The sequence below is a fragment of the Proteus mirabilis ATCC 29906 genome, from assembly GCF_000160755.1.
Lineage (GTDB): Bacteria > Pseudomonadota > Gammaproteobacteria > Enterobacterales > Enterobacteriaceae > Proteus > Proteus mirabilis.
The window spans coordinates 1,074,308-1,098,690 of sequence record NZ_GG668576.1 but is presented as its reverse complement, the minus strand read 5'-3'; the positions used below and the strand labels follow the sequence as shown (position 1 = coordinate 1,098,690).

At 38.4% G+C, this 24,383-nt stretch carries 19 protein-coding genes, 1 other RNA gene and 4 pseudogenes; 13 read left to right on the top strand and 11 right to left on the bottom strand.

Translation table 11 applies throughout. From position 1 onward, the window contains the following. Positions 1 to 37: 37 nt before the first annotated feature. Together HMPREF0693_RS19725 and HMPREF0693_RS05065 are read left to right on the top strand one after the other, a co-directional pair. Positions 38 to 211 (top strand): annotated as a pseudogene (locus HMPREF0693_RS19725) (DNA translocase FtsK); the annotation flags it as partial. A 35-nt stretch (positions 212 to 246) separates the two neighbouring features. Continuing rightward, positions 247 to 972 (top strand): hypothetical protein, encoded by a 726-nt coding sequence (locus HMPREF0693_RS05065; protein WP_004243935.1) that lies wholly within the window; start codon positions 247 to 249, stop codon positions 970 to 972. Between the two features lie 422 nt (positions 973 to 1,394). On the opposite strand, the gene HMPREF0693_RS05060 is transcribed toward HMPREF0693_RS05065, so the two are convergent. Continuing rightward, positions 1,395 to 4,988, bottom strand: a complete 3,594-nt coding sequence (locus HMPREF0693_RS05060) for an AAA domain-containing protein (RefSeq protein WP_004243934.1) — start codon at positions 4,986 to 4,988, stop codon at positions 1,395 to 1,397. A gap of 181 nt (positions 4,989 to 5,169) precedes the next feature. Here HMPREF0693_RS05060 and HMPREF0693_RS05055 point away from each other — a divergent pair. The 3 genes and pseudogenes from HMPREF0693_RS05055 to HMPREF0693_RS19095 all read left to right on the top strand — a co-directional run. Beyond that, positions 5,170 to 5,553, top strand: a pseudogene (locus tag HMPREF0693_RS05055) (helix-turn-helix domain-containing protein); the annotation flags it as partial. Between the two features lie 270 nt (positions 5,554 to 5,823). Continuing rightward, positions 5,824 to 6,396: a hypothetical protein gene (locus HMPREF0693_RS05050; protein WP_004243932.1), complete on the top strand. Its 573-nt coding sequence runs from the start codon at positions 5,824 to 5,826 to the stop codon at positions 6,394 to 6,396. A gap of 90 nt (positions 6,397 to 6,486) precedes the next feature. Continuing rightward, the gene (locus HMPREF0693_RS19095) at positions 6,487 to 6,660 is read left to right on the top strand and encodes a hypothetical protein (protein WP_004243930.1); all 174 of its coding nucleotides are present in this window, start codon (positions 6,487 to 6,489) and stop codon (positions 6,658 to 6,660) included. 45 nt (positions 6,661 to 6,705) lie between these two features. Here HMPREF0693_RS19095 and HMPREF0693_RS05045 read toward each other — a convergent pair. Beyond that, positions 6,706 to 7,921 (bottom strand): annotated as a pseudogene (locus tag HMPREF0693_RS05045) (IS3 family transposase). A gap of 257 nt (positions 7,922 to 8,178) precedes the next feature. Between HMPREF0693_RS05045 and HMPREF0693_RS05035 the strand changes: the two are divergent. Next, positions 8,179 to 8,697 carry a hypothetical protein gene (locus HMPREF0693_RS05035; RefSeq protein WP_150024397.1) on the top strand — a complete coding sequence of 173 codons (519 nt, stop codon included), beginning with the start codon at positions 8,179 to 8,181 and terminating at the stop codon, positions 8,695 to 8,697. Between the two features lie 199 nt (positions 8,698 to 8,896). Then, the gene (locus HMPREF0693_RS05030; protein WP_004243925.1) at positions 8,897 to 11,959 is read left to right on the top strand and encodes a DEAD/DEAH box helicase; all 3,063 of its coding nucleotides are present in this window, start codon (positions 8,897 to 8,899) and stop codon (positions 11,957 to 11,959) included. Between the two features lie 514 nt (positions 11,960 to 12,473). Here the strand turns inward: HMPREF0693_RS05030 and HMPREF0693_RS18885 are convergent. Further along, positions 12,474 to 12,629: a hypothetical protein gene (locus HMPREF0693_RS18885; protein ID WP_004243923.1), complete on the bottom strand. Its 156-nt coding sequence runs from the start codon at positions 12,627 to 12,629 to the stop codon at positions 12,474 to 12,476. A 687-nt stretch (positions 12,630 to 13,316) separates the two neighbouring features. On the opposite strand from HMPREF0693_RS18885, the gene HMPREF0693_RS05025 reads away from it, so the two are divergent. Further along, a complete protein-coding gene (locus tag HMPREF0693_RS05025) occupies positions 13,317 to 14,006 on the top strand; it encodes a toll/interleukin-1 receptor domain-containing protein (protein WP_036932184.1) in 690 nt (229 codons plus the stop codon). A gap of 214 nt (positions 14,007 to 14,220) precedes the next feature. After that, positions 14,221 to 14,799 (top strand): annotated as a pseudogene (locus HMPREF0693_RS05020) (hypothetical protein); the annotation flags it as partial. 426 nt (positions 14,800 to 15,225) lie between these two features. Here HMPREF0693_RS05020 and HMPREF0693_RS05015 read toward each other — a convergent pair. The 4 genes from HMPREF0693_RS05015 to smpB form a co-directional block, all read right to left on the bottom strand. Next, the gene (locus HMPREF0693_RS05015) at positions 15,226 to 15,960 is read right to left on the bottom strand and encodes a YiiX/YebB-like N1pC/P60 family cysteine hydrolase (protein ID WP_004243918.1); all 735 of its coding nucleotides are present in this window, start codon (positions 15,958 to 15,960) and stop codon (positions 15,226 to 15,228) included. Positions 15,961 to 16,220: 260 nt separating this feature from the next. Next, a complete protein-coding gene (locus HMPREF0693_RS18490) occupies positions 16,221 to 16,742 on the bottom strand; it encodes a hypothetical protein (protein WP_150024396.1) in 522 nt (173 codons plus the stop codon). A gap of 310 nt (positions 16,743 to 17,052) precedes the next feature. Then, positions 17,053 to 17,419: a transfer-messenger RNA gene (gene ssrA / locus HMPREF0693_RS18485) on the bottom strand. Positions 17,420 to 17,478: 59 nt separating this feature from the next. Beyond that, a complete protein-coding gene (gene smpB / locus HMPREF0693_RS05005; RefSeq protein ID WP_004243915.1) occupies positions 17,479 to 17,961 on the bottom strand; it encodes an SsrA-binding protein SmpB in 483 nt (160 codons plus the stop codon). A 156-nt stretch (positions 17,962 to 18,117) separates the two neighbouring features. On the opposite strand from smpB, the gene HMPREF0693_RS05000 reads away from it, so the two are divergent. Beyond that, the gene (locus HMPREF0693_RS05000; RefSeq protein WP_004243914.1) at positions 18,118 to 18,552 is read left to right on the top strand and encodes a type II toxin-antitoxin system RatA family toxin; all 435 of its coding nucleotides are present in this window, start codon (positions 18,118 to 18,120) and stop codon (positions 18,550 to 18,552) included. After that, a complete protein-coding gene (locus tag HMPREF0693_RS04995; RefSeq protein WP_004243913.1) occupies positions 18,545 to 18,838 on the top strand; it encodes an RnfH family protein in 294 nt (97 codons plus the stop codon). Before HMPREF0693_RS05000 ends, HMPREF0693_RS04995 begins: the two co-directional genes overlap by 8 nt. Before the next feature lie 132 nt (positions 18,839 to 18,970). Here HMPREF0693_RS04995 and bamE read toward each other — a convergent pair whose 3' ends face one another. From bamE to nadK, 3 genes are all read right to left on the bottom strand, one after another. After that, positions 18,971 to 19,333, bottom strand: coding sequence for an outer membrane protein assembly factor BamE (bamE, locus tag HMPREF0693_RS04990; RefSeq protein ID WP_004243912.1), 363 nt, complete (start codon positions 19,331 to 19,333; stop codon positions 18,971 to 18,973). Positions 19,334 to 19,446: 113 nt separating this feature from the next. Next, positions 19,447 to 21,108: a DNA repair protein RecN gene (gene recN / locus HMPREF0693_RS04985; protein WP_004243911.1), complete on the bottom strand. Its 1,662-nt coding sequence runs from the start codon at positions 21,106 to 21,108 to the stop codon at positions 19,447 to 19,449. Positions 21,109 to 21,193: 85 nt separating this feature from the next. After that, positions 21,194 to 22,093 carry an NAD(+) kinase gene (nadK, locus tag HMPREF0693_RS04980; protein WP_004243910.1) on the bottom strand — a complete coding sequence of 300 codons (900 nt, stop codon included), beginning with the start codon at positions 22,091 to 22,093 and terminating at the stop codon, positions 21,194 to 21,196. Positions 22,094 to 22,194: 101 nt separating this feature from the next. Between nadK and grpE the strand changes: the two genes are divergently transcribed. Continuing rightward, positions 22,195 to 22,806: a nucleotide exchange factor GrpE gene (gene grpE / locus HMPREF0693_RS04975; protein ID WP_004243909.1), complete on the top strand. Its 612-nt coding sequence runs from the start codon at positions 22,195 to 22,197 to the stop codon at positions 22,804 to 22,806. An 88-nt stretch (positions 22,807 to 22,894) separates the two neighbouring features. Here the strand turns inward: grpE and ung are convergent, their stop codons facing one another. After that, the gene (ung, locus tag HMPREF0693_RS04970) at positions 22,895 to 23,575 is read right to left on the bottom strand and encodes a uracil-DNA glycosylase (protein ID WP_012368143.1); all 681 of its coding nucleotides are present in this window, start codon (positions 23,573 to 23,575) and stop codon (positions 22,895 to 22,897) included. A 334-nt stretch (positions 23,576 to 23,909) separates the two neighbouring features. Here ung and grcA point away from each other — a divergent pair, with 334 nt between their 5' ends. Then, positions 23,910 to 24,293, top strand: a complete 384-nt coding sequence (grcA, locus tag HMPREF0693_RS04960) for an autonomous glycyl radical cofactor GrcA (RefSeq protein WP_004248459.1) — start codon at positions 23,910 to 23,912, stop codon at positions 24,291 to 24,293. Positions 24,294 to 24,383: the final 90 nt, after the last annotated feature.

Genomic DNA, 24,383 nt, shown 5'->3' with positions numbered 1-24,383 from the left:
AATTTACTGAATTAACACACCTAGATGGGAGGAATTGATGGCACAACCGTTTATTCATACCTCTGAGCTTTGCTGGTCACCTCAAGAACTAGACATAATGGCCCAAGCGATTGAGTCTTGCTTTTTGCAATATCAAATAAAAGGTGAGGTTGTCAGTTATGATGAAGGCGCAACATTTACACTCTTTAGAATCGAATTGGGTAGAGGGATAAAAGGCAAGAATTCTATTACCGTGGGAGTAGCTCTATGTTATGGAAAGTTGTTCGTATTGATTTCACTGAGCGTTGTGCTTGTGTTTTCGGTAGCAAAACGCACTATATCACATCAGGTAAGGGATATGTCGTTGTTGATAATGAAGGTAACGAAAGGTTCTCCGGTCCTAATTGTGCGCGCAATCCTGATTATGTTAGTAATCCAGAGGAAAAAGTACCTGATCTGACGAAGGGATGTTTAGAACCTGATAGTGAAGACGATGGGGCAGCATCAAGTTCTCGGCTTAAAGGTAACGACGGGAAAGTGAGAGTTGCTTCTACAATAGATGAACATAGCAAACAAAACGCTATCGCATATCTGTTATTGCGTGTTCAAAAACTTCAAAGTATCCCTAAAATTAAATACAGTAAACTTGATGCTATTTATAGACGATATCAATTGGCTAGCTTAACAGATAACGATTTTATTTTTTTGTACAAATTAATAGACAGTAACTCTTTTCCAGAATATTCACTTAAAAATTTGCAGGCTTTTTATGCTTGTGAATTTTGGATCAATCAATTTATTCAAGATAATCAGGAAAAGGATTTAAGCTATGTTGAAAGTCTGCGGAGTTATCTTCATGCTAAACTAGCATTGACTCCGTCTCAAATTACTGGATTGAATAAATGGTTCGATAATACTAATGGACGAAAAATGGTTAGATTAAAACCTAACCCATTTGCTATCGATCCAACAGTGTATTGGAAGAAAAAATAACCTAGGATTTTTTGATTTATTTGAGACTGTATTAGCTCAGACTTGAATTGGCAGGCTTTGTTGTTAGAAACTAACTAAGTTTGACAGTTTGGTCTGAGTAAAATTAGGATGTTGTGCCCACTTCTAATAAAACTGACATGAAAACCTCCAGCCCCCTCTGGTGACTTGTAAAATTAACCGGTACTATTGTCTGCCCACATCCAGTTTACTTTTTCTCTGATCCCACCTGAAAGACAAAATCTTGACTGGAGCATCATCATTGGTATGCAACCATTAAATCGGAAATGCACGGTACGGAGTATCTATTATTTCTGGATTAACACTTCTAACACAGCGCGTTTAGCCCATTACTGACGTAAGTTGAAAATTAGTTACGAGTTGGCATCCATTATTGAATACCAACCCGTATATTGTCAGGCTGATTATGCTAATTGCCGTTGTAGGACCTGCAGACTAGTTCCTGCCCCAGCCCATGCAACAGCTGAACCCACCACATATAGGTTTTGCTTAGCCCGTGAGACGGCTACATTAATAATGTTTGGCGGGCTAGCTGCCCACTGGCGAGCCCTTTGCTGACTGGCTTTCGGAGCACCCAGTAGCAGGATAACCGTGTCTGCCTCTCGGCCTTGGAACGTATGAATAGTGCCTACACGATCACGGCTCCATTCATCCAACTTTACACCTAACGTCTTCAGCAGACTTGTCTCACTGTTGAGACGCCGACGCATTTGCTGTTCTACGATCTTGAATGGTGTGATGATAAAGACATCTGGATTTGTAATGCCTGATGCCGCTAATTTTTTAAGCATTTGCACAACCATGTCTCCCTCGTCAGCGCACCATTTCGTCTCGGCATCGCCATTGACGTCGAACCAGCGTGATTGTCCTAATGTTGATCCAATAGAATCCGGTTTTTTAGGTCTGACGGCATGGACCATTTGCCCTGAATAGGCAATAGCGTTAGAGATATCGAACATTGGATTCTGGCAGCGCCTGTGAACAAGGAGAGGTAATCCAACCTCTCGATCACCAGCGTCCGTGATGAATGTGGATTTGAAGCGTGATGCTTGATCCGCGAGTGTCTGCGTAGATGCTGTGGGGGCAGACCATTCTAACGGGTCAATATTGAAAAACTGGCAGATTGCAGCGTTCAGCTTCTCAGGAAGAGAAACTACTGGCGGGATCTGCAACGGATCGCCTACTACAATAGAACGCTTTGCCCGCATGATAGCGCCAATTGCCGCCTGAGGAACGGCTTGACCCGCTTCATCGACTAGAAGCCAGCCAATACTTTCAGGAGGCAGATCTCCGAACATCGTCCGGACGGAGGCGAAGGTTGTGGATACTGTAGGTACTACCATAAAAAGGCTAGACCAGAGGTCAGGGAGAAGTCTACGGTGAGCTGGAGACTGAAATGCGCCAGCTACCATGTTCGACATCAATAACCCAAGATTGTGTTGTAAGTGGTTAGCCGAAGCATCGATGAATGCTTTATGCACAGCCAAGGCGGCGGCGAAGAGATCCTCACGCAGGCGATGAATTTCATCGGGAAGCCATGGTGCTGTCAGGTGGATAGCCTCGTGCTCTCGCTCGAAAAACTGCTCATCAACAACTCTGTCACCCATGAGATTTCGAGCCCGAGTCGCTGTTGCCTTCAATTTCTCTACTACCTGCCATTTAATTGAAATTTCATGTTCTAGTTGTTGTAACTGGGACTTAGCGTTGTTCCACTTAGCTCTTGCAAGCTCAAGATCATCATTCACAATCAGCATCTGTGAGGCAGACTGCTGTAAGGTTTCCGAGAGATTTTGCAAGGCCGACTTCCAAGACTTCCAAGCTGTGGTCCCGAACAAGCGAGAGAAAAAACCAGGGCGACCAGCAAGATGGCTATCGAGCAAAGCCTTGTTCAACTCAACTTGCGACTTTGCCTTTTCCTGTTCCCTATGGGCAGATTCAGCAATCTGGTATGTCTGTTCGAGGGCTTCATTTAGACTAGGACGAAGCTGTTCCAGTTTTTGAAGTTCAATGGTCGCTCCCTTGAGTGCCTGAATATCTCGGCGCATACTTTCGATACTGGCTATTTCAGTATCTATCGTTTCCTTTAGTTTAAGGAATATGGTTCGTGCTTTTTGCCAAGCGGCAGCGGCATCTGCTTTGTTGGTGCTGGGCTGCTCATTGATAACTACGCTAGGCATCACTCGATCAATGATTGCTCCCGTTTGTTCATCCTTGATTTCACGCATGACGTTCATTCCGCGAGCAGCTTTCAGGTAGGTAAGGAAACCGCGGTCCTCGTTCCACCAGAAATTTTGCTGGAAATTACCTCGATTGCTGCTATTACCAAGTGTGGCGGCAATCAATCCCCAGGTCTCGATAGGTTCGGATAGGGTAGCATCCTCTGGTTCGAAGGCGCCTGTGCGTTTGGGGTTTGCAATTAAGTCACTGATGGATCGGAAATAGGCAATTTGTTCATGGCGTCCATTAGCTTCTTTGAGGGGAAGCTCTTTGCTGACGTTTTCGACCGCTTTGTTATTGGAGGATGCTACGACGATTTCATGGCCCTTCAAGGATTCATGTAACCTGTAGAAATGCAGAAAAGCATTAGAGCCAAATGCCTGCTTCTCGCCTGTTGTGGAAAAGGCATCCTGTGGTTTGTTGAAGGCGACCATAGCTGTGGCTCGATCAAGAATGCAACCAACAACGATATCTCGGAGAAGAGTTGTCTTTCCTGTGCCCGGTGGCCCATTTATGCCAATGATACCTGGAGCATCAACCAGCTCAACACGCGCCGCATTCACAGCGGCCTGTTGAAGTAACACTAATGGGTGACCACCTTGTGAAGGCCAACGAGCCTGCGGTATGAGCGACGGTGCGACGAACGGCTCGACTGCGGAAACGGGGGACAACACATCGATTTTCTGGCTAGGTCTGCCTATTCCCATGTAACGTTGCAAACCAATTCCTGCATTATCCGCTTCGAGCAATTTTACTGCTTCGTCAAGATCTTCAAGGTAGAAAGAATTCAGCAACGAAGGCTCAGGTGGTGTTTTGTTCTTGAAATAATGAAATACTTTGATTACAAATGAAGGTGGTTCAACCAAATGCTCGGGTACATCGAATTGTGACACAAGCCATCTATGAGCATTAATAATAGTATCCAGATCGATCGGTAAGGGTTCTCCATCCTCGTTATGGCGACTAACTATCTGCTCTAAACACTCGATAATGTGCCGTTCTACTTTCGGCCAGGCTCCTAAGCTACCAAGCTTCAGATCGAGTGCTGGTTTGAGCGCCCAAGCAAAACTGGAAACGGCGACTCCGTTATTTTCAAGAACAAAGCCTTCCTTGTCGACCAAGATTGAGCCTATGGCCGCTTTCTTGCCATCCGGCCTTGATTGCTCCTCATCCTCACCAAAAACCTTGACTAATTCCTCTGTCGCCTTGTCGAGTGCGATAGCGCCGAGAATGATTTCGAAATAAAGTTTATGCTTAGGCTTGCTGCGGGCATTTGGTCCCCATGGAATGTCTCGATCCAATAGGGCAACTCTAGAACGGTCACCAGCTGCCATATCTTCTGGGCGCTTATAGCTTTGAGGTGACAGAGCTTCGAGTGCTGTCCATGCAGTCAATATCGCGGGCGCATCATTTGCCTTACCAGACGGAGTGAAAGACGGGAACGAACCTAGCTCAATTTGCTGGTCTGTGTCTGGAGTAGGTTTATGCTTTAGTTGTACCGTCATTTCGGGTGTATTGTGGGCAACAACTTCGGATGATTGAGTGAATACTGAATTAGGATTAAGCTCTGATGGAGTGGAACTAGGCATAGAGACTAAACTGCAATCGTTAACGGCAGTTAGGGCTTGTTCGACTTTAGTCGTCAGCATTCGCGCCTTAGCTGTGTTTCGAAAGGCCAGTTCGTTCAATAGTCGTTCAAGTTCACTAGCATTATTGTGCGACCGTTCGAATATTGCTTCCAACTCAAAAATTGATTTTTGCAAATACTCTCTTGTCGTCATTTATTTCTTCCGTTCTAAATTTCATCAATTGAGAGATATTATACTGATTAGATTGATTTCTAAAACAGTTAACTTCCTCTTCTGGTCCTAAATGACCTATACCCGAAGACACGATGTCCGCTTAGAGCTGTGAGTTCAATTAATCGATGCAACGCTATCCTTAAATAAGGAGGGCATTGTTATGAAGCCAAGAAAACGTATTTACTATACACCTGAACAAAAAGCGATTATTTGGGACAGATATAAGCAAGGTGATTCTTTACATGAGATCGCAAGAATGTTTGATAGATACCATTCTTCTATTATGCCCATTATTTATCAAACGGGTGGCTTCCGTCCTCCCGCCCGTAAACGCCACAGATTATCGCTTTCGCTTGATGAAAGAGAAGAAATATCGAGAAGATTAGCAGAGAAGTGCAGTATCAGGGAGATAGCTAAAAAAATATCAAAAGCCCCTTCAACTGTTAGTCGTGAGATCCGTAGACATGGTGGATTAACCAACTACTGTGCAGCGAAAGCGGATAAAAAAGCATGGGATAATGCCTTGAGACCCAAAGCTTGTCAACGAGAGGCCAAGAAAAACGCTAGGTTATGAATCACCAGCAGAACGATTTAACCAGTGTGTTGCATCCACCGATTGAACTCACAGCGAAAAGCAGACGTTCGTAATTGAATCGACCTGAATCTTGCTAACAATGCCGTGTGTCAATCAACTGGGAATAGTCACGTCAGACCTCTAAAATCACATATAGCGGGGGCAGGTCAGAATAACACACTAACTTTCACACTTGAGTGATATAATTGCTGTGGGACAAAAGATAAAGGACGACATGAAGTGAATTTCCTATCTATTCAGCAAATACATGATCAATGCCTAACAACAACACAAGAAGTTATTGAAAGACTTGGATGGACTAATATCTCAGTAGGCGTTTTGAGCGATGAAGAGAGACGCCTGATTGAAGACGTAAATTTACAAAGCCAGTTGAACTGGCGATGGGCGATGCAGGCCTATAGCGGTAACGCTGAAGACGGAATACTGGATATAACGTTAAAGCTGATTGATCGTGAAGAGCCAGAACAGCTTCAGGCGGTTATCATTTGTAAATTCGACTGTCGCCGTGAGCAATTCTCAATTTGCATGTTAGAAAACTTCATTTTAGATGAAGATACTGACCTAACAGGCAACGTGTTGATCATCGCACTTATTTACGCGACTACCTTCTGCCAGCTCGAGGAGCTTGAAGACGTTTATATTCAAGATCCTTCTGAAAATGCACTACCGCGTTATAGGAGTTACGGATTTGCCCAGGTATGGCATGACCACAGAAAAATGTCTGCAAATGTGTGTGACATCCTCAATACCATAAAATTGAAAGTGGATGGCATTGACTCAGATGAAGAATGACAATCTCAAGCAGCAGTCGATGGGCTGTTTGTTTAATAAAAGCATTTGTTGTAATATTACCCATAAGATCTGTAGCTAAAGAGGTTAAAGATGATCAAACAACATAGAAAAATCACTTCTAGTAAAGCTATGGCTAGTGTAAGACGCTCTCTCGACTTCTGGGCTTCCATCGACGGCAACAAACTTGCCAAAGTTGGTCAGAAGGAAAAAGACATGGATATGGTCGGGCCGAAGAAAGGAGTAAAGCCAGTAAGCCTCGGATAATATTCATCATCTCTATGACTAGTCCTTATATAGGTTGACAACTTTTCAGGTATAAAATGCTCGATGAATCTCATTGGGCATTTTATAGTTTAATGATAAATGGGGTCGCCTTTCATTATAAATATGTATTGATTCTTCAACTAACCTCCGAGCCTGTTCTAAATTTCTCGGCTTTATTAACAAATATTCCATTTTTGATATCCCATTGACTCGCTCTGTTAATGCATTTTGATAACAGTCATAGCCATCCATCATAGTACATTGAATATTATGTTTTTTATGGATTTCCTGATACCCCGTCGAACAATATTGTAAGCCTCGATCTGAATGATGGATCAAGGGAGTGGTCGAACTTCGTTTTTTTAATGCTTGTACAAATGATTTCTTGACGGCTTTTGTTTTCATATTGTCATCAAGATGATAATCCACTATTTTTCGCGAATAAGCATCGGTGATCAGACTTAAATAAGTATCTCCTTCGTGTGTAAATAAATACGTAATATCAGCAACCCACAGTTGTTCCGGTTGTGAAGGGATAAACCCTGATTTAATTAAATTTGGATGTCGATGAAATCGATGATGACTCAGTGTTGTTCGATGATATGACCGCTTATTAGGCACTAATAAGCGGTGTTCTCTCAACAAAGAAAATAATCGGTTACGACCAATAATTAATTGTTTTTGTTTCAAAAGAAAGTGTAATTTTCGCACCCCAAGCCTAGGGTGAGGTGAACAGTTCGCTCAGATTTCACCGCACAAACAATAATTGCATCTAATTTTTTCCGTTTATCAGACGTATCTTGACGTTTGTAATAGGCTTGCCGAGTGATTTTCATAAAACGACAAGCTTTGGTTACGGTGAGTTTTTCAACCGTTTTTTCCTTAATAACTCGGCTTTGCGCTTTTTTGAGAGACGAACGCCAAAATCCCTATCCATCACTTTGACAACCGCCTCAAAAAAATCAGCTTTGAGCTACATCTCCTCAAGCTCTTTTTCAAGGGCTTTAATGCGTTGTTCAGGTGTTTGTTGCTCCGAGGTTTGGTTCATAGCAGCACCTTTATAAAGAGTATTGGGCGTACCTTCCGACCAATCTAATCTACCATGCTTACGTAACCAAACCAAAACAGTTGAACGACCCTGTATGCCATATCGATATTGAGCTTGTTTATAGGTGAGCTCGCCTTTTTCTACTTGGTCAACAACCGCCAATTTAAAAGCAAGAGAATAATCACGTTGAGTTCGTTTAACTGTTGGTTTCATTACACTCTCTAATTTTAGATTGGAAAAGTGTCAAATTTATTTAGGACGGGTCAGATTTAACCACGAATCCCCTTGTAGCTTTGTATTTTGCATGTGAGAAAAAAGAATGCGATGATAGAAGTGGGTGCAAAAATTGTGGGAAATGTAGGGCATGTAAAAAAGAACCTGATGGAGAATTTTTCATTCTCAAAATAAGAAAAGATAAAATCAAGTATTACGATTCTAATACGATTAGCTGCATTTCGAATGTTTCAAAGTTGTCAATTGATCAACAATCTAAGTTACAAACCAATGTTGTTAGGTATAAAATGAATTTGTTTATTGAATTTTTAAAAGATAGCTACCTAAATTCAGATAATATTTATTCTTCGGATAAGCAATTATCCCTATTGAATATTAACGAAAAATATAATACTCAGATGAAACAACATAGTGAGAATTTTAATGAGGAGTCATATCAACTCCTTCATTATATAAAACATGAAAAGCCTGACTTTCTAAGTACTATGAATCCTATTCATTTCGATTGTCCGATGATTTCAAAGACAAGAAAAAATAATAAAAGAATGATATCTCAATCTGGATTATTTATTGCTTTTGGTTTAAATAGCACCATTCATAAACAATATAATGGTAACTTTGAAGTATTTTCACTGAAAATAACTAATAAAAAGAAAATACTAGGTGAGCTTGATTTGTTAAATATAAATAAAAGCACCATATTCTCTGAGATGGAAAAATCTGCAGAGTATATCAAAGAAAAGTATAAAAATTGATATTTTTATTGTGAAGTCTATTTTAGGACAGACAAAATGGGGACAAGTATATTGAATGGAAAGGACACTTAAAGTTTTTTGTAAAACTGATCATAAGGATTATTTATAACAAAAATCATTATATTGGATGGCTATAATGGTCCTTTATTAATAAAGGTTTAACGGAATTACATATATCTAAAATCTGTGGGGATAGTTAATGAGCGTAGAAATTCCAGAATCAATAGTCTCTATGTTACGAGATTGTCAAAACGACAGTATTAATACTATATCTAATTATTTAGATGAACCATCAGAAGGCTCATGCCTGATTAGTTTACCTACTGGTTCAGGTAAAAGCGGTGTGATATGTTGTGTGGCTCATTATAGTAAAATTGATAAAATCCTGGTTGTAAGCCATAGACGTGCTGTATGTAATCAATTATACAGGCAACTAAAAGGAAGTTTTTTTGAGAAAATATTGCAAGATAAATATGACCCCTCATTGGTAAAAAAGAATGTTATCAATGGTATCTCGCTAGATGTTCTTAGTGGTGTCTATTGTACCACATTTCAAAAGCTTACAAATTTACCAGAAGCGGATATAGATAAAATAAAAAACTCTTTCCAATTAATACTTATAGATGAAGGCCATGCTGAACCATCACCACAATGGGGTTTTGTTATAAGAAAATTTGTATCAAAAAAAGTAATCATAACAGCAACTCCTTATAGAAATGATTTATTTAATTTTGATATAGATGTAAAGCATTCATTTATATATACATATAAGAAGGCTATAAATGATAAGGTTATAGTTAAACCAATATTTGAGGAGATTACTCCTGAACAATTGATACGTAAGATATTGGATTTTAGGGGAAAATATCCAGATGCTGTTTGTATTGTGAAATGCCGAAATTTCGATGATATTTGTGAGTATTATTTTCTTCTTAAGGATACATTTAAAACACTTGCGATTCACGACCGTTTCAAAGATGAGCCTCTAGATGATAACTTACACTATGTCCCAGCTAAAATTGACGAACTTGAATATGAAGTTTATATCCATCAACGTAAGCTTGACGAGGGAATAGATCTCCCGCAGGCGAAGATACTGATTCTTACCTATTCTGTTGGAAGTGGTAAGGAGTTAGTTCAAACAATTGGTCGTGTTGTGAGAGTTTTTCGTGATTATAATCCAATCATATTTGAGTTAGAAAAAAGTAAAAATTTTAGACTTTGGAGTAACTATATTGAGTTCGATGATTATATATCGGATAAATCTTCTTCTGAAAAATTCTTGAACACACTAAATACTGCCTCTTTGCTAAAAAGCTATTTGGATGCTTTTCCTGAGCATAGTTATTTTGAATCTTCATATAAAAAGAAATTTAATTTCGCGGAGTTTGAACCTGCAAAATCCTTAGTTATTCCTTTAGCATCAGTATGCTTTATAAATAAACTTCCTAATTTTGATTTGGCTGATTTTATGGATAAAATTTATTGGGAGTTTACTAGAGAAGGGGCTTTGTCAAAATATGATAAAAAAACTGGAGTGATAACTTCTGTTTGTTTTAATAATTCTAAGTTTTTAATGGATAGATTGTTTTTTGAACCCTCCTTAGAAGTTGTAATAGTAAAAGACCTTGGAACTTTAGTTGCTATATTTGATAGTAGTCGTCGTCGATTTAATAATAGAACTGACCTGAATCTAGGTAGAGCAGTGAATTCCGATATTCTTTATAAGGTTTTTTCTCAAACAGAAAAATCTAGAACAACACAAGCAACTTCTCGTGCATTATTCGGAAGTTCATTAAAAGCCGAAGGGATTACCTATATTAGCGAAAACCTAGAAAGTACAAATCATCCACAATCAAATTCAAGTTATGCTGTGACGACGGCGAAAGGTTCTAATTTGAATATAGATGACAAAATTGCATCCTCATATTATTTAGGAATAGGTTCTGGTAGGATAAGTGATCAAAAAAATCGAAATTTTGACTACGATAGTTTTTGTGCATGGATTGATGAGATCAAGTATATATTCGATAGTGATAATAAACTGAAAAGTAACTTTTTAAGTTCTTTCTCTCAAGCTATTAACGAGGCTCCAGATGAAGAACCTATATCATGTGTAATTGATTTTAATGATATATCGGGTGTTCTTGAGTTTGAGTATTCTAATTGTAGGATTGTGATTCCAAATACATTTTTATTTAAGTCATATAACAAGGGGGTTTCTTTTTTTAAATTTGAGGATACCAACATTAGGATAATTAAAAAAATATCCCCACAATTTAGATTGTCTGATTACAAACAGTATATTTCATCGATTTTTAAGAACAAAATAGTTTTTTATTTTAAGAATGGTGAGTTTAAAGTTAATAGTAATGAGGTTAATATATATATAAATGGTTCTATCGTATCATCTGAAAATATTTTTAATGCTAAAACAGTTAAATTGTTATTTAACAAAGGTGTAACTTTCTTGAATGGAATGTTTTATAAGTTTCAACTACCTTCTGAAGGTGGAGAAATAAGTCAAGCAGTACGTGATAAGATTTATCCACTAAAATGCCTTTCAAACCCTAATTTAAGTGAAAAGGATCTTCCTAATTTAACATCAACCGCATTCGGAAGGAACTCAATATTTAGTCTGATTGATAATCTATCAAATGTGAAAAATTATAATCCGACAATCTCTGAACTTGGAGATTTTTATGAACATATTCCGGATGTTGATATGATTTTATGTACAGACATGGATACTGAGCCTGCAGATTTTGTAATTTCTTCGAAAAGTAAATTGGTATATGTTCATGTGAAATGTGGGAAAACTATAAATCCAGAATCATCTGCAGGTGCTATCACAGAAGTTGGGAGTCAAGCATTAAAGAATATACATTTCTTGATCTCTCAAAATTCATCTCTTGAATATGCAAACCTTTCAAGATTAAAAAAATGTTGGCCAAGTGATAATGGAAATGACAATGGTATAAAACTTAATAGCCGAATTCGGTTATATAATAAAAAATTTGATATTAACCATTCATTAGATGATGTTCTTGACTTAATTAAAGACCGTCGCTCAATGATATCTGTTCGAAAAGAAATATGGATTGTTATTGGCAATGCTTTTTCTAAAAAACATTTTGAAAACCAATTTTCAGGAATTGGAAAAATATCCGCTGAATCATTACAAGCATATCAGCTTATAGATACATGGCTTTTACAAGCATCAAGTTATGATATTGATGTTAAATTTTTTGTTTCGGATTAAATCAAAATCTAAAAAGCAGAACCTAAAAATAGAATACTTAAAGAGTCAGACCTGATTGTGCTCTATGTACAATTGGGCTGGCTGCGATGACGATAGTATATCATGCTTGGCGTGTCAGTGAATATGTTACCATAATGGTTCTCGCATTGCTAATGCGAGAACTTGAAAACGAGCTTAAAAATTCAGACAATGTAGTAGATGGAATTTTTCGTTTTATTTGACATATAATTTGGACTTTTACGATAGTGTTTTATATTTTCTTATCATTACTTCTACTTCTACTTCTACTTCTACTTCTACTTCTACTTCTACTTCTACTTCTACTTCTACTTCTGACTTAACGCTGACTATTAGACTTTTTTATATATCCCATTAGAAAGGTGTTATCTTAAATTTAAATTAACGTATATCACCATTATTATTAGATGATTATTAAGATACCTAAAAAGCAGACCAATGAAATAATAATGTATAGCAGATGAATTACCTTCGATACATTATTATTTGAAAGAAACTAAAAGAGTATTTTTTTATCTTTTTCCCATGCAGCAGGGTGCATAGTTATACCGCATCCCCAGCACACATAGCCTTCAGTATCAACGTTATCCAGCCACCAGAGATCCTCAGCATCGACGATCTCCCGGGTACATTTATCACGAGCAGACTCCATAAACTTTCTCCTTGAAGCTAATGCTTACATTGGCTCATAGCCTGCATTCAAACCGCTCTCCACGTTTTTTTACGTTCAACCAAGTCAATCATTTTTTCGTACGTAAATACGGCAGCCTTAAAGTTGAAGAGAAAAAACTAGTTACTATACAGTGTGTTACCACCTGAACGACGGTAAACCTAACCCCCCAGCCCGTAACTCACCTTAAGCGGTAATTGGCTGAAGGAATTCGGGTTTAATGGTGAATTTTTCTTCGCAAACACTTAAGTATTCTTTAGCCACTAAGAACTGAGCCAGTTTATCCTAAGTTAAATGCATTATTAACATTTATATAAATTGACAGGAATCGCAATTAGGCAAAATCACATTTTTTGGTAAAAAGAGTTTAATATTTAACTTAGGTTAAAAATTAAGTGATGACAAAATAAAATATATAAAATAATTATTTATTTGATATTAAATATTAATCTAGTAACTGGTTAAGTTCGAAATAGAGAAAAAGTATAAAGTTGAAGGTTATTTGAACAATAACTTTTAGTATACTGTTTAACTGCACAGGTAATAATTGATTCTACTTGTCATCTCTCTTTGATTTTTAAGTTGAGTCTAATAGTTATAGGTACTGACGTTTAATCATTGGTACGAAGCCAAAATAATATTTTTAGAGAAATAGAAGGAAAGTCTTATATGTCAAGATGTACAGCTCCAGTACGTGGGCATAAATCAGCAGCAGCGGCCGCAGCCTGCCCAGCATGCCGAAATCGTGGTGGTTATCGCCGCAGCTATAACTACGATACTTACAGTCCTTATTCTTCATCAGGAAACTATGGAGGTAGTACCAGAGGAACTAGCAGCAGCTCGAGACCAAGTTGGTCAAAATCAGGTTCATCTGTGTCTTACACGCCATCTCAAGTGCAATCACTTACTCCAATTAGACAAACGGTCGAAAAGCGAGCTGTAGAGCAACCCGATCTCCGTGATGTTTTTCTATGCCATGCGTGGGATGATAGGCAGGGGATTGCCAAAGAGCTTCATGATTTACTGGAGGCTGCGGGTGTTAAAGTTTGGTTTAGCGAGAAAGATCTTGCCCTTGGTGTCCCGATGATGCGAGCTATTGATAAAGGTTTAGCAAACTCGCGGATTGGGTTAGTACTGGTTACACCTGCATTACTAAACCGCCTGCCTAGAGAAGGTGTTGCTGATAAGGAGCTTTCGGCGCTTTTGGCGGGTAACCAACTTGTTCCGATTGTTCATAATACAACCTATGAAGCTCTTCGTAATGTCAGTCCTTTACTTGCCTCTCGAAGTGGCTTGGATACAGGAGAAGATACATTAACGGATGTTGCAACAAAGATAGCAGAACTGGTTACCCTTTAAATAAGAACTACTGTTGTTAATGCAGTTGTTACCACTAAAACGCAGGTGATTAAAAAACACCTGCTTCGTTATTTAGCTTAAAGAGTGCTATAACCTATACTCAGTGAGCTCGTATTATAGTGCTTCGAGTAGTCTTTCGCTAAGTAGTTCATCCTTTCTACTAATGCAATATTGTTCACTCGCGTTGTTGTCAATTTCCGTCAGTTCTTGCCATCCAAGCGAACAACTGCAACAGCAACGCCAAGAAGTATCACAACGGGTTACGCAGGACGGCACATGGCATCGTCAAACTGACCAGAAAATTATTGAAGAGTCGATGCATCGTGAGGTGAAAACTGATACGGAAAATCGCACAGTTATCGCAAGAGAAACCACCGTACAAGCCACCGATAAAACTACCTTGATAGGCACAAGCACGTTAATGGCAGGTGTCATTATGCAGATTGCAGAGGGTGACTTTAGCCAAGCAACGCAAGCCAATAGGATTATTGCAGTGGGGCAAAATATGACGGTTGATGTTGGTCAGAAACTGGAGGAAAAAATAGGAGGGATTCGTTCCAGTATCGCAGGCGCCATGCAAAAAATCACGGCACCGGTTGTTTATTTAGGTAATGAATAATTGAATGTGATGCAATGCATGTTAGATACCTTAGATGTGGTGAATGAGTTAGCTGCACTCACTGCAAGCCATACTCATAACAACACGGGCAGTCCGTTAAATGCCTCAGCCATTAGCAACACAGGCACCAAATCAGCAGGACTTAAACAGAAGTATTCACCTGTTATCGGCTGATAAAACCGTTACCATCCTTGCCCGCGCTTGCGGGCTTTTTTATACCCTCAATATAACCACTTTTACGCCACGCTAAGGCGTTCAATACTCACAAAATAAAATCATTCACCACGTAAAACGCACTACTCCGCACCCGCCTGCACAATTTGGATCAAAAAAATATTTCAGTTTGAATTTTTTACAAAACATATCGCGAGGGCGCGCGCGGATTGGGTTCTTTGCGTAAGCGTCAAACTGAAATGATTGTAAAAGATTTCAGGTGATTTCAGTTATTGGATTACAGAATGGATTGCGTTAAAAATACAATGCAATGAAATATATAGAAAATTTGTATTTAACGTGGATTTTATTGATTCTCAAAATTAGCCACATAATTTCAAAAAGACAGTAAACATGTGGCTTGAGAGGAAAAAGCAAACTGAAATATTACTTATCGTCTAAAGGTAGCCCATCCTTTTCATCCCAAAAACTAAGAATCCTTTGTTCAGTAAGTTCTAACTGAATTTTTTCTATAACCTTTTTAAAATCAGTATCATCCGAATCTTCAGCTATTTTTTTTAAAATATCAAAGAGGGTCGATCTAGCTCTACTAGTAAATGCCCTTTTCATTAACCCTTTATTTATTGAATCAAAGCATTGCCTATACATGAACTCATTTTTTTCAATATCTGCTAATAACTCATGATATTCATGAGTAACATCTTCCCATTGCTCGCCCCTATCTATTGCTTCATCGAAATGAGCTGGAGCTATTTTACTAGATGATTTCCCTGAAAATAATGGTATTTCTGCACGATTATATATCTTAGCTACTAATTCTGAACAAAAAGCAGTTTCAGACGAGTTATGCATCATGATTTTTTTGTTATATGACTGCCTAACATAATAAAGAGCTGACTTTTGAATATTACCCCTTTGTTCATCAGTGAGATATTTAAGCCTAATGACCTGCCATCCCTCACAAACTTTTTTAATCTCATCAGGTAAAAAAGATAAGTGGATACCATTGTCACCAGTTGCATGAATAAGGATCCCCTCCCCTATGAATAACCCAACATGGCTAGAGCGGCTTTGTAAATAAATAGTTTTTTGAGCTGCTATAAGACCTGATGAAAGCTTACTGTTACCATTAACAAGAAGTACATCACCTACCATAATCATAGAAAACCCTAATAAAATTAAAAAATATAATGATTCAATGCAATATATAACAAAATAATGCATTTATCTTTGGTATTTAATTTTCTTATTTTTAACGAAGTAGAAAGAGTTTCATTTTATACTTACAAAAACTGTCGCCATTTTGTCGCCATTGGCCTATAAAAACAAAAAAAAGCCACTTGCTAAGAAGTGGCTTAATGTGCTGATTTAACAGCTAAAATTTGGTGGTCCCTACTGGACTTGAACCAGTGACCAAGCGATTATGAGTCAGTTGACATAACTTCTTGCATAAAAACTTCGTGGGATAAGGACTCATTCATAATCATAAAGTCAGTAAAGTTAGCAAGGTGAGTAAAAAACTCATGATTAGATTTTTCGTCTACCATACAACAAAACCAAAATCTTCTCTCTGCATCAATACTATCTTTTATTATTGCCCTTGCAATATCATTTTTGTTTAAATCAGATATTGAAGATAAAGATCTTAATATGCTAAGTAATAAATCAGTTTCAGTATTGATTCTACCAATATAATTTATGCTTATAGATTTACAATGTTCTAATACTAGTTCATGAGATTTTATTTTATTTTCTATGATCCAATCAGCTGTTCCATGGTTCCAATCGGAAATCATAGTATCAAAATAGCAGTCTACGCTATTACCAAAAGTGGTATTTTCTTTATCTAAAGTTTGATTAAAACGTTGGCATAGGCTTTCTATTTGGCTTATGTGGTTATCATCTCTCTGGTTGACTAAGGCATCAAAAGTAGATTTAGTCATTTTTTGTGTATTCTTAAGGGTCGCAATCAATATCATCAGAGATGTAAAAGATAGAGCAGATGTTAATAGTACATTTATAATAGAGAAAAGTTCTGACCAGTTATCGAACTTTGTACTATCAAAATTACTTGCTTCTAAGATGCCAGTAACAATAAAAAAAACATTAGGATAAAAATTAATACAGTTACTAGCGAAAATAATATTATAAATTTCATAGCAACTACTCATGAATCTAGATTAAGCAGTGGACGTAAAGTGGTCATTAGACAAAGGAAAGGGGCTACGTTTTCACGTAACCCCTTGTTTTATTTGGTGGAGCTGGCGGGAGTTGAACCCGCGTCCGAAATTTCTACATCCGCGGCACTACATGCTTAGTCTAGTCTTTAAATTCACTTACTTGCTGCGGACAGACACGCCACAAATAAGCTAGCTTGATTAAATTTAACGCTTCAACCCCAAGCTAGGCATCCACGCGATCTCTTTTGGGTTTGACTCCTCTTTATCCCCGTCTTAAGAGCGGAAGCTAGGGAGAGAAGGCTCTAGGCAGGTTATTAAGCTGCTAGTGCTTTATATTGATTGTCGTTTGCGACTATCTTTTTGCGGCTTTTTACGAGGCCAACCGCCCCTCGGCATGCACCTTGGGTTTCGCAAATCCCGTCGAATCCAGAATCAGCCCCAAGTTGTTGAAAGTGAGTATATCAGAAAAATACCTGCTATTGCTAGTAGTTAACGCAATTTAGCGGTTAGCATTTTTCATGATCCGTGCTTTGTCTAATTTCCACTCACGATCTTTTATGGTGTCACGCTTATCGTGATCTTTTTTACCTTTAGCTACGCCAATTTTGATTTTACACCATGCATTTTTCCAATATAAGGAAAGGGCAACCACGGTGTAACCATCACGGTTTATTTGGCCATAGAGATTAGCTAATTCACGTTGTTTTAATAACAGCTTACGCGTACGTGTCGGATCACAAACAACATGAGTAGAGGCAACGTTTAACGGTGTAATGGTGGCACCAAACAGGTACGCCTCACCATCACGCATGATTACATAGCTATCACTGATATTGGCTTTACCCGCACGCAGTGATTTAACTTCCCAGCCCTGTAACGACAGTCCCGCCTCGATTTCATCTTCAATGAAATATTCATGGCGAGCACGTTTATTGAGTGCAATAGTGGCAGAGCCGGGTTTGTGTGATTTTTTCTTTGTCATAATTTCCACATTATACTGTATGAGCAATAGAAAGAAATCATTTAAGCGTCTGTTTTCTTTTCAATTGCGTAAAACTTAAGCTATATTCCATTAGATTTTTATTTAATCACTGTTCAATGATATGATCGCACACAGTGTTGTCGTACAGGAATAACTATGCCTCAGATTAGTCGATCTGCTCTAGTTCCTTTTAGTGCAGAGCAAATGTTTAAACTAGTGAATGATGTTCTTACTTATCCTGATTTTCTACCAGGATGCGTTGGAAGTAAACTGATCAAAAGCACTCCAGAAGAAATGATTGCATCTGTTCAGGTTTCTAAAGCAGGGATCAGTAAAACATTTACTACCCATAATTTTTTAAAAACCAATGAACGTGTTGATATGCGTCTTGTGGATGGCCCTTTTCGTAAACTAACCGGAGGCTGGGTATTTACCGCATTAGATGATAATGCATGTAAGGTTGAGTTTCAGCTAGACTTTGAGTTCACCAATAAATTAATTGAGTTAGCTTTTGGCCGTATTTTTAAAGACTTAACAAATAATATGGTGCAGGCGTTTACTCAAAGAGCGAAAGAGATTTATCGTGACTAAAATATGGGTTGAGGTAGCCTACGCGTTACCAGATAAACAATATGTTATCCCTGTGGAGTTAACACTGGGGGATACTGTTGAACAAGCAATTATTGCCTCAAATATTTTAACGATTTGTAATGATATCGATTTAACTAAAAATAAAGTGGGTATCTATAGTCGGCCAGCAAAATTGAGTGATAATGTGCGTGATGGCGATCGCGTTGAAATCTATCGACCGTTAATCGCTGATCCTAAAGAGATGCGCCGTAAACGCGCTGAAAAAGCACGCCAGAAAACTGAATAGTTAACATTTTCACTACGTCATAATCAAATCATTGTATCTCATTGATTGCGCCGATATGTTGGTCATAAAACACACCCCATTGTTGAATTACAAATGGGGTGCAATTTCGTTTTTGCCAATCGTATAGTGAGATTAGTCTTTACTGGTTTGATTAGAAAAACTCGGCATATCACCTTGTTTGTCAATCTTAGTCAGTATGCCATTATTATCAAATGTCAGTGTCAGAGTTTCTTGACGCACTTTTTGATGGCCTGGCTGTTCACGGAAAACATAATACCAAGTTTGAGTTCCGAAAGGATCTTTCAGCATAGGTGTTCCGAGGGCAAATTGAACTTGCTGCTGTGTCATTCCTTGTTGAACTTTGGCGACTTCGGCTGGTGTTAAATAATTACCCTGATTGATATCTGGGTGATAAACCAGTCTTTCGAACATCGAGCAACCTGAAGTCATTACGACTAAAGATAAGGCGGCAACTTTTAACAGTTTAAAACGCATGGCTATTACATTCCTTTTAGGGTCATAGTGACGATGATAATCGACAATGCAGCAATTGAAAACCTTTCACACTCTGCCTAAGACCCTAAATATCGATAAAAGTTTGTTAATCGTTAGGCTGCCAGCAGATCTTTTGCGTTAGCAAGGGTGTTTTTAGTCACTTCACTTCCTGCTAATAAGCGGGCTAACTCCTGTAAACGCTCTTTTTTAGTTAACAGCTTCATGGTGGTTTCTGTCTCTTCACCATTAGTCTCTTTATTAACAAAATAGTGTTGATGACCACAGCCTGCTACTTGCGGTAGGTGAGTAACACACATAACTTGTGTCGATTCGCCTAATTCACGCAATAATTTACCGACAATAGCTGCTGTTGGTCCACTAATACCAACATCCACTTCATCAAAAATCAGCGCGGGTGTATCCATTTTTTTTGCGGTGATCACTTGGATAGCAAGTGCGATACGTGATAGCTCACCGCCAGACGCAACTTTAGAGAGTGCTTGATGAGGTTGCCCCGGGTTGGTGGTGACATTGAACTCAACTTTTGTCGCACCATCAATTTGTAAGACATTTTCATCAAACAATGTATCTACAGTAAGATAGCCATGAGGCATTGATAATTGATGCATGCTATTGGTAATCAACAGGCTTAATTCGTGTGCATACTGTTGACGAATTTGATGAAGTTGTTTTGCCACGTCCAATGCAGCTGCATGATCAATTTTAACTTGTTCCATTAATGCATCACAGTCATCATTTTGGCGTAATAGTGCCTCTTTTTCTTCAATTAATTGTTGATGCAATTCATATAGCTCTTCAGGGGTGACACGATGTTTACGAGATAGACTAATATATTTGGAAATACGTTTTTCTAATTCGAATAAACGGTTAGGATCCATTTCTAAACGATCACTGTAGTGGCGTAGTTCATCACTCACTTCGCTAATTTGAATACTTGCTTCTTCCAGCATATCTAACAGTGAATTAAATTGGCTCTCCATTGTGGAAAGTTCGCTGATCTCATGTTTGGCCACATTCAGCATACTTAAAATATTTTGTTCTTCGTTATCACTTAAGATCTGCAAACTATTTTGGCTCAAGGTCAGAAATTGACCACAATTAGATAACCTTTTATACTCTTGATCTAATTCAGGGTATTCCCCCGCAACAGGTTGGAACTCGTTAAGCTCTTTTAAGTGATAATCAATCAGTTGTTGCCTTGCTTCTCTTTCTAAAGATTGTTGTTGAAAAGTCGCTAAGGTTTGGCAACTCTGATGCCAGGTTTGATAAGCCGCTTTCATCTTTTTTAATAAAGCAGGTTCATTAGCATAGATATCAAGTAAATGTTTTTGGTAGCGAGGCTCTAATAGTTGTTGATGAGCATGTTGCCCATGAATTTGGATCAGCAATGAGCCAAGCTCTCTTAGTTGAGACAAAGGGACAGAAGTACCATTAATAAAACCACGAGAGCGGCCATCTGCTGCAATGGTTCTTCTTAATAGGCATTCGTTATGATCGTCAAGATGATGTTCTTCTAACCAACGCTGGGCTGAAGGGGTATCAGAGAGTGAAAATCGTGCGCATAAATCCGCTCTAGTGGCACCAGGGCGAACCATATTAGCATCACCACGGTTTCCTAAACACAAGCCTAATGCGTCAATCGCAATAGATTTACCTGCGCCCGTTTCACCGGTAATTGTGGTCATGCCACCAGAAAAGTCGATTTCAAGTTCACGGACTATGGCAAAATGACTAATAGTTAATTGAGTCAGCATAGTGCCTCTCCTGTATAAAAACATATCTGTAATTACATACAGTATAAACTGGTTTTTTATACAGTAAAGTAGCGAGGCACAAAAATCAGAACATTTTTTTTGACCAACCTAATTTTGAGCTGAGTGTATTAAAATAGTTGTAGTCAGTTGGGTGGACTAAATTAAGTTTTTGTCGACTCCGCTTAATAATTACCTCATCCCCTTCTTTGATAGGTAATACAAGCTGACTATCACAACTGACTTCGTAATCAATATTGGTTTGTGAGAATTTTAAGCGAATTTGACTGTCGCTACTAATGACTAAAGGGCGTGAAGAGAGCGTATGGGGAAACATCGGAACCAGCGCAATCGCATCAAGATTAGGTGTAAGAATAGGGCCACCTGCAGAGAGTGAATACGCCGTCGATCCGGTTGGTGTGGTAATAATTAGACCATCAGAACGTTGTGAAAATGCAAAACGATCATCAATATAGACTTCAAACTCAATCATATGCGCCACTTTGCCGGGGTGAAGCACGACTTCATTAATGGCGGTGCCAATCCGTGTTCTTTGTCCTTCAGCACAGACACGAGCTTCAAGTAAGAAGCGTTTTTCTTCACGATAATGGCCTGCTAATACATTAGTTAATTGTTGTAATGCGTTATCAGGATCAAGATCGGTCAGAAAACCTAAGTTACCGCGGTTTACACCAATCACTTTGATATTATAGCGCGATAAAACACGGGCGGCGCCTAGCATATTGCCATCACCCCCAACAACAATAACCAGATCAGCGAGTTTGCCGACTTGTGTTAAATCGCCCGTTTGTGCATCGGTGAGTTTTAATTCTTCAGCAACTTGGGTATCGATAATGACGTCATATCCTTTATCAAGGAGCCAATAATAGAGCATTTCATGTGTCGAAAGTGCTTCAGGATGGCGGGGATGACCGACGATGCCAATGCATTTAAATTGTTTTTCTTCCGTTACGGTATTATCTGGCATTTTTTTTACCCTCGTTTAGCGCCTATTCCTTGAAACCCGTTTATTGATCCCCATAATAAACTAAATATGAAGATGAATACTAAAACTACGCGGAGATATTCATGAGTAGTAAAGAACAAAACGTACATGAAGAGCAAGTCTCAAAAGAAAAAGAAGGAATGGAATCGGTAATGAATGAATCTCAAGAGCAAGTGAAAAGCGAAGACGCTCAGGCGGAGTTTGATGCACAAGCTGAGTTAGTTCAAGCGCTTGCACGCGTTGATGAGTTGGAAAAACAGTTGCAGCAATCACAAAAAACGGAACGTGAAGCGATGATCCGTGCTCAAGCCGAAATTGAGAATATTCGCCGTCGTACTCAACAGGATGTTGAAAAAGCACATAAATTTGCGCTTGAGAAATTTTCTAATGAGCTACTACCTGTATTGGATAATTTAGAGCGTGCTTTATCTGCCGCTGATCATGAAAATGAACAAATGAAACCGATGATTGAAGGTTTAGAGTTAACCCTGAAATCATTCTTAGATGCGGTGCGTAAGTTTGGTATTGAAGTCGTTGAAGAAAAAAATGTCGCCTTCAACCCCGAAGTACACCAAGCTATGACATTAATTGATAGTCCTGAGCATGAAGCAAACCATGTCGTTGATGTGATGCAAAAAGGCTATACCTTAAATGGTCGTCTATTACGTCCAGCAATGGTAGTAGTATCGAAATAAGAGCCATAATTCTTATATCAATGCGCCAAGTCAGGGCGTAGGATAAGTAAACCGCACTTTTGTGCGGTTTTGTGTTTTTATCACTAGTTTATTCAATAGGATCAAGTTGCCAATTAATGGGCGTGCGTCCTTGTTGCGCTAATAGATTATTGGTTTGTTTAAAATGACCACATCCTAAAAAACCACGATGTGCAGAGAGTGGTGAAGGGTGAGGGGCTTTTAAGATAAAGTGTTTATTAGTATCAATAAAACGACCTTTTTTCTGAGCATGAGCGCCCCAAAGTAGGAAAATAACTCCTTCACGACGTTGATTAATTTGTTCGATAACCGCGTCAGTAAAAACTTCCCAACCATAGTTAGCATGAGAGTGAGCTTGGCCTTTCTCTACCGTAAGAACAGTATTAAGTAGTAATACCCCTTGTTGAGCCCAACTCTCAAGATAACCATGATTAGGTCGTTTGAAGTCAGGGTATTCTTGTTCAAGCTCTTTATACATATTAACTAATGAAGGGGGAGCCGGAACACCGGGACGTACAGAAAAGGAAAGCCCATGGGCTTGATTGGGGCCGTGGTAAGGATCTTGACCTAAAATCACAACATTAACATTTTCAAAGGGAGTGAAGCGAAAAGCGTTAAATACATCTTCTTGTGGAGGATAAATTATTTTGCCTGCTTGTCTTTGTTGTGCGACTTGAGACAAAATTTGCTGAAAATAGGGTTTTTCTTTTTCAGCACCTATTACATCATGCCAAGTTAATGGTGTAGTCATAACATAAAATCCTTGTTGATATCTTATGGGGCTAAGCTTACCGATTTCACCCATGGAAAGAAAATGTTCCGTCTCGAAAAAATCGAATTAATTGTTATTTAAAAAATTTTTTGAAAATTTACAAAAAAAATTGCAATTGCATGGGTTGTAATTATTGATTTAAAACAAGACTTTGCACCATTACCCGTTATGTCCTTATCAATTTTATTGATATTTATCAAAGAATGACGCCATTTATACTGGTATATAAGTAAACAGAAACATTGGTTAGACCAAATACCCAAATTCTGATATGCCATTAGAATTTGATTTTGTGCCCACATTGGAGGTCGAAATGATTACTGGTATCCAAATTACTAAAGCTGATAACGACGATTTATTACATTCTTTTTGGTTGTTAGATGATGAAAACGGCGAAGCACGTTGTATTTGTGCAAAAAAAGGCTTTGAAGAAGGCCAAGTTGTTAGCCGTGATGCATTAGGCAACATCGAATACCGTGAAGTACCGGTAGAATCTAAACCGGTAGTACGTGTAGAAGGTGGTCAACACCTAAACGTTAACGTATTAAGCCGTGAAACATTAGAAGATGCCGTTAACAATCCTGAGAAATATCCTCAATTGACTATTCGTGTATCCGGCTATGCAGTGCGTTTTAACTCACTGACACCAGAACAACAACGTGATGTAATTACTCGTACTTTCACTGAAAGCCTGTAATTTTCACTAAAAATCATTAAGTAATGATAGAACCTGGTATGTTTATATCAGGTTTTTTTGTTTATCAATAAAGAAGATAATATAAAAAAC

Coding starts and splice junctions, on each gene's coding strand:
- recN (WP_004243911.1), bottom strand. CDS start 21,108: ATGCTGACTCAATTAACTATTAGTCATTTTGCCATAGTCCGTGAACTT.
- HMPREF0693_RS05000 (WP_004243914.1), top strand. CDS start 18,118: ATGCCTCAGATTAGTCGATCTGCTCTAGTTCCTTTTAGTGCAGAGCAA.
- HMPREF0693_RS05030 (WP_004243925.1), top strand. CDS start 8,897: ATGAGCGTAGAAATTCCAGAATCAATAGTCTCTATGTTACGAGATTGT.
- HMPREF0693_RS05060 (WP_004243934.1), bottom strand. CDS start 4,988: ATGACGACAAGAGAGTATTTGCAAAAATCAATTTTTGAGTTGGAAGCA.
- grpE (WP_004243909.1), top strand. CDS start 22,195: ATGAGTAGTAAAGAACAAAACGTACATGAAGAGCAAGTCTCAAAAGAA.
- bamE (WP_004243912.1), bottom strand. CDS start 19,333: ATGCGTTTTAAACTGTTAAAAGTTGCCGCCTTATCTTTAGTCGTAATG.
- HMPREF0693_RS05015 (WP_004243918.1), bottom strand. CDS start 15,960: ATGATTATGGTAGGTGATGTACTTCTTGTTAATGGTAACAGTAAGCTT.
- HMPREF0693_RS18490 (WP_150024396.1), bottom strand. CDS start 16,742: ATGACTAAATCTACTTTTGATGCCTTAGTCAACCAGAGAGATGATAAC.
- HMPREF0693_RS18885 (WP_004243923.1), bottom strand. CDS start 12,629: ATGGAGTCTGCTCGTGATAAATGTACCCGGGAGATCGTCGATGCTGAG.
- HMPREF0693_RS19095 (WP_004243930.1), top strand. CDS start 6,487: ATGATCAAACAACATAGAAAAATCACTTCTAGTAAAGCTATGGCTAGT.
- ung (WP_012368143.1), bottom strand. CDS start 23,575: ATGACTACACCATTAACTTGGCATGATGTAATAGGTGCTGAAAAAGAA.
- grcA (WP_004248459.1), top strand. CDS start 23,910: ATGATTACTGGTATCCAAATTACTAAAGCTGATAACGACGATTTATTA.
- smpB (WP_004243915.1), bottom strand. CDS start 17,961: ATGACAAAGAAAAAATCACACAAACCCGGCTCTGCCACTATTGCACTC.
- nadK (WP_004243910.1), bottom strand. CDS start 22,093: ATGCCAGATAATACCGTAACGGAAGAAAAACAATTTAAATGCATTGGC.
- HMPREF0693_RS05025 (WP_036932184.1), top strand. CDS start 13,317: ATGTCAAGATGTACAGCTCCAGTACGTGGGCATAAATCAGCAGCAGCG.
- HMPREF0693_RS05065 (WP_004243935.1), top strand. CDS start 247: ATGTTATGGAAAGTTGTTCGTATTGATTTCACTGAGCGTTGTGCTTGT.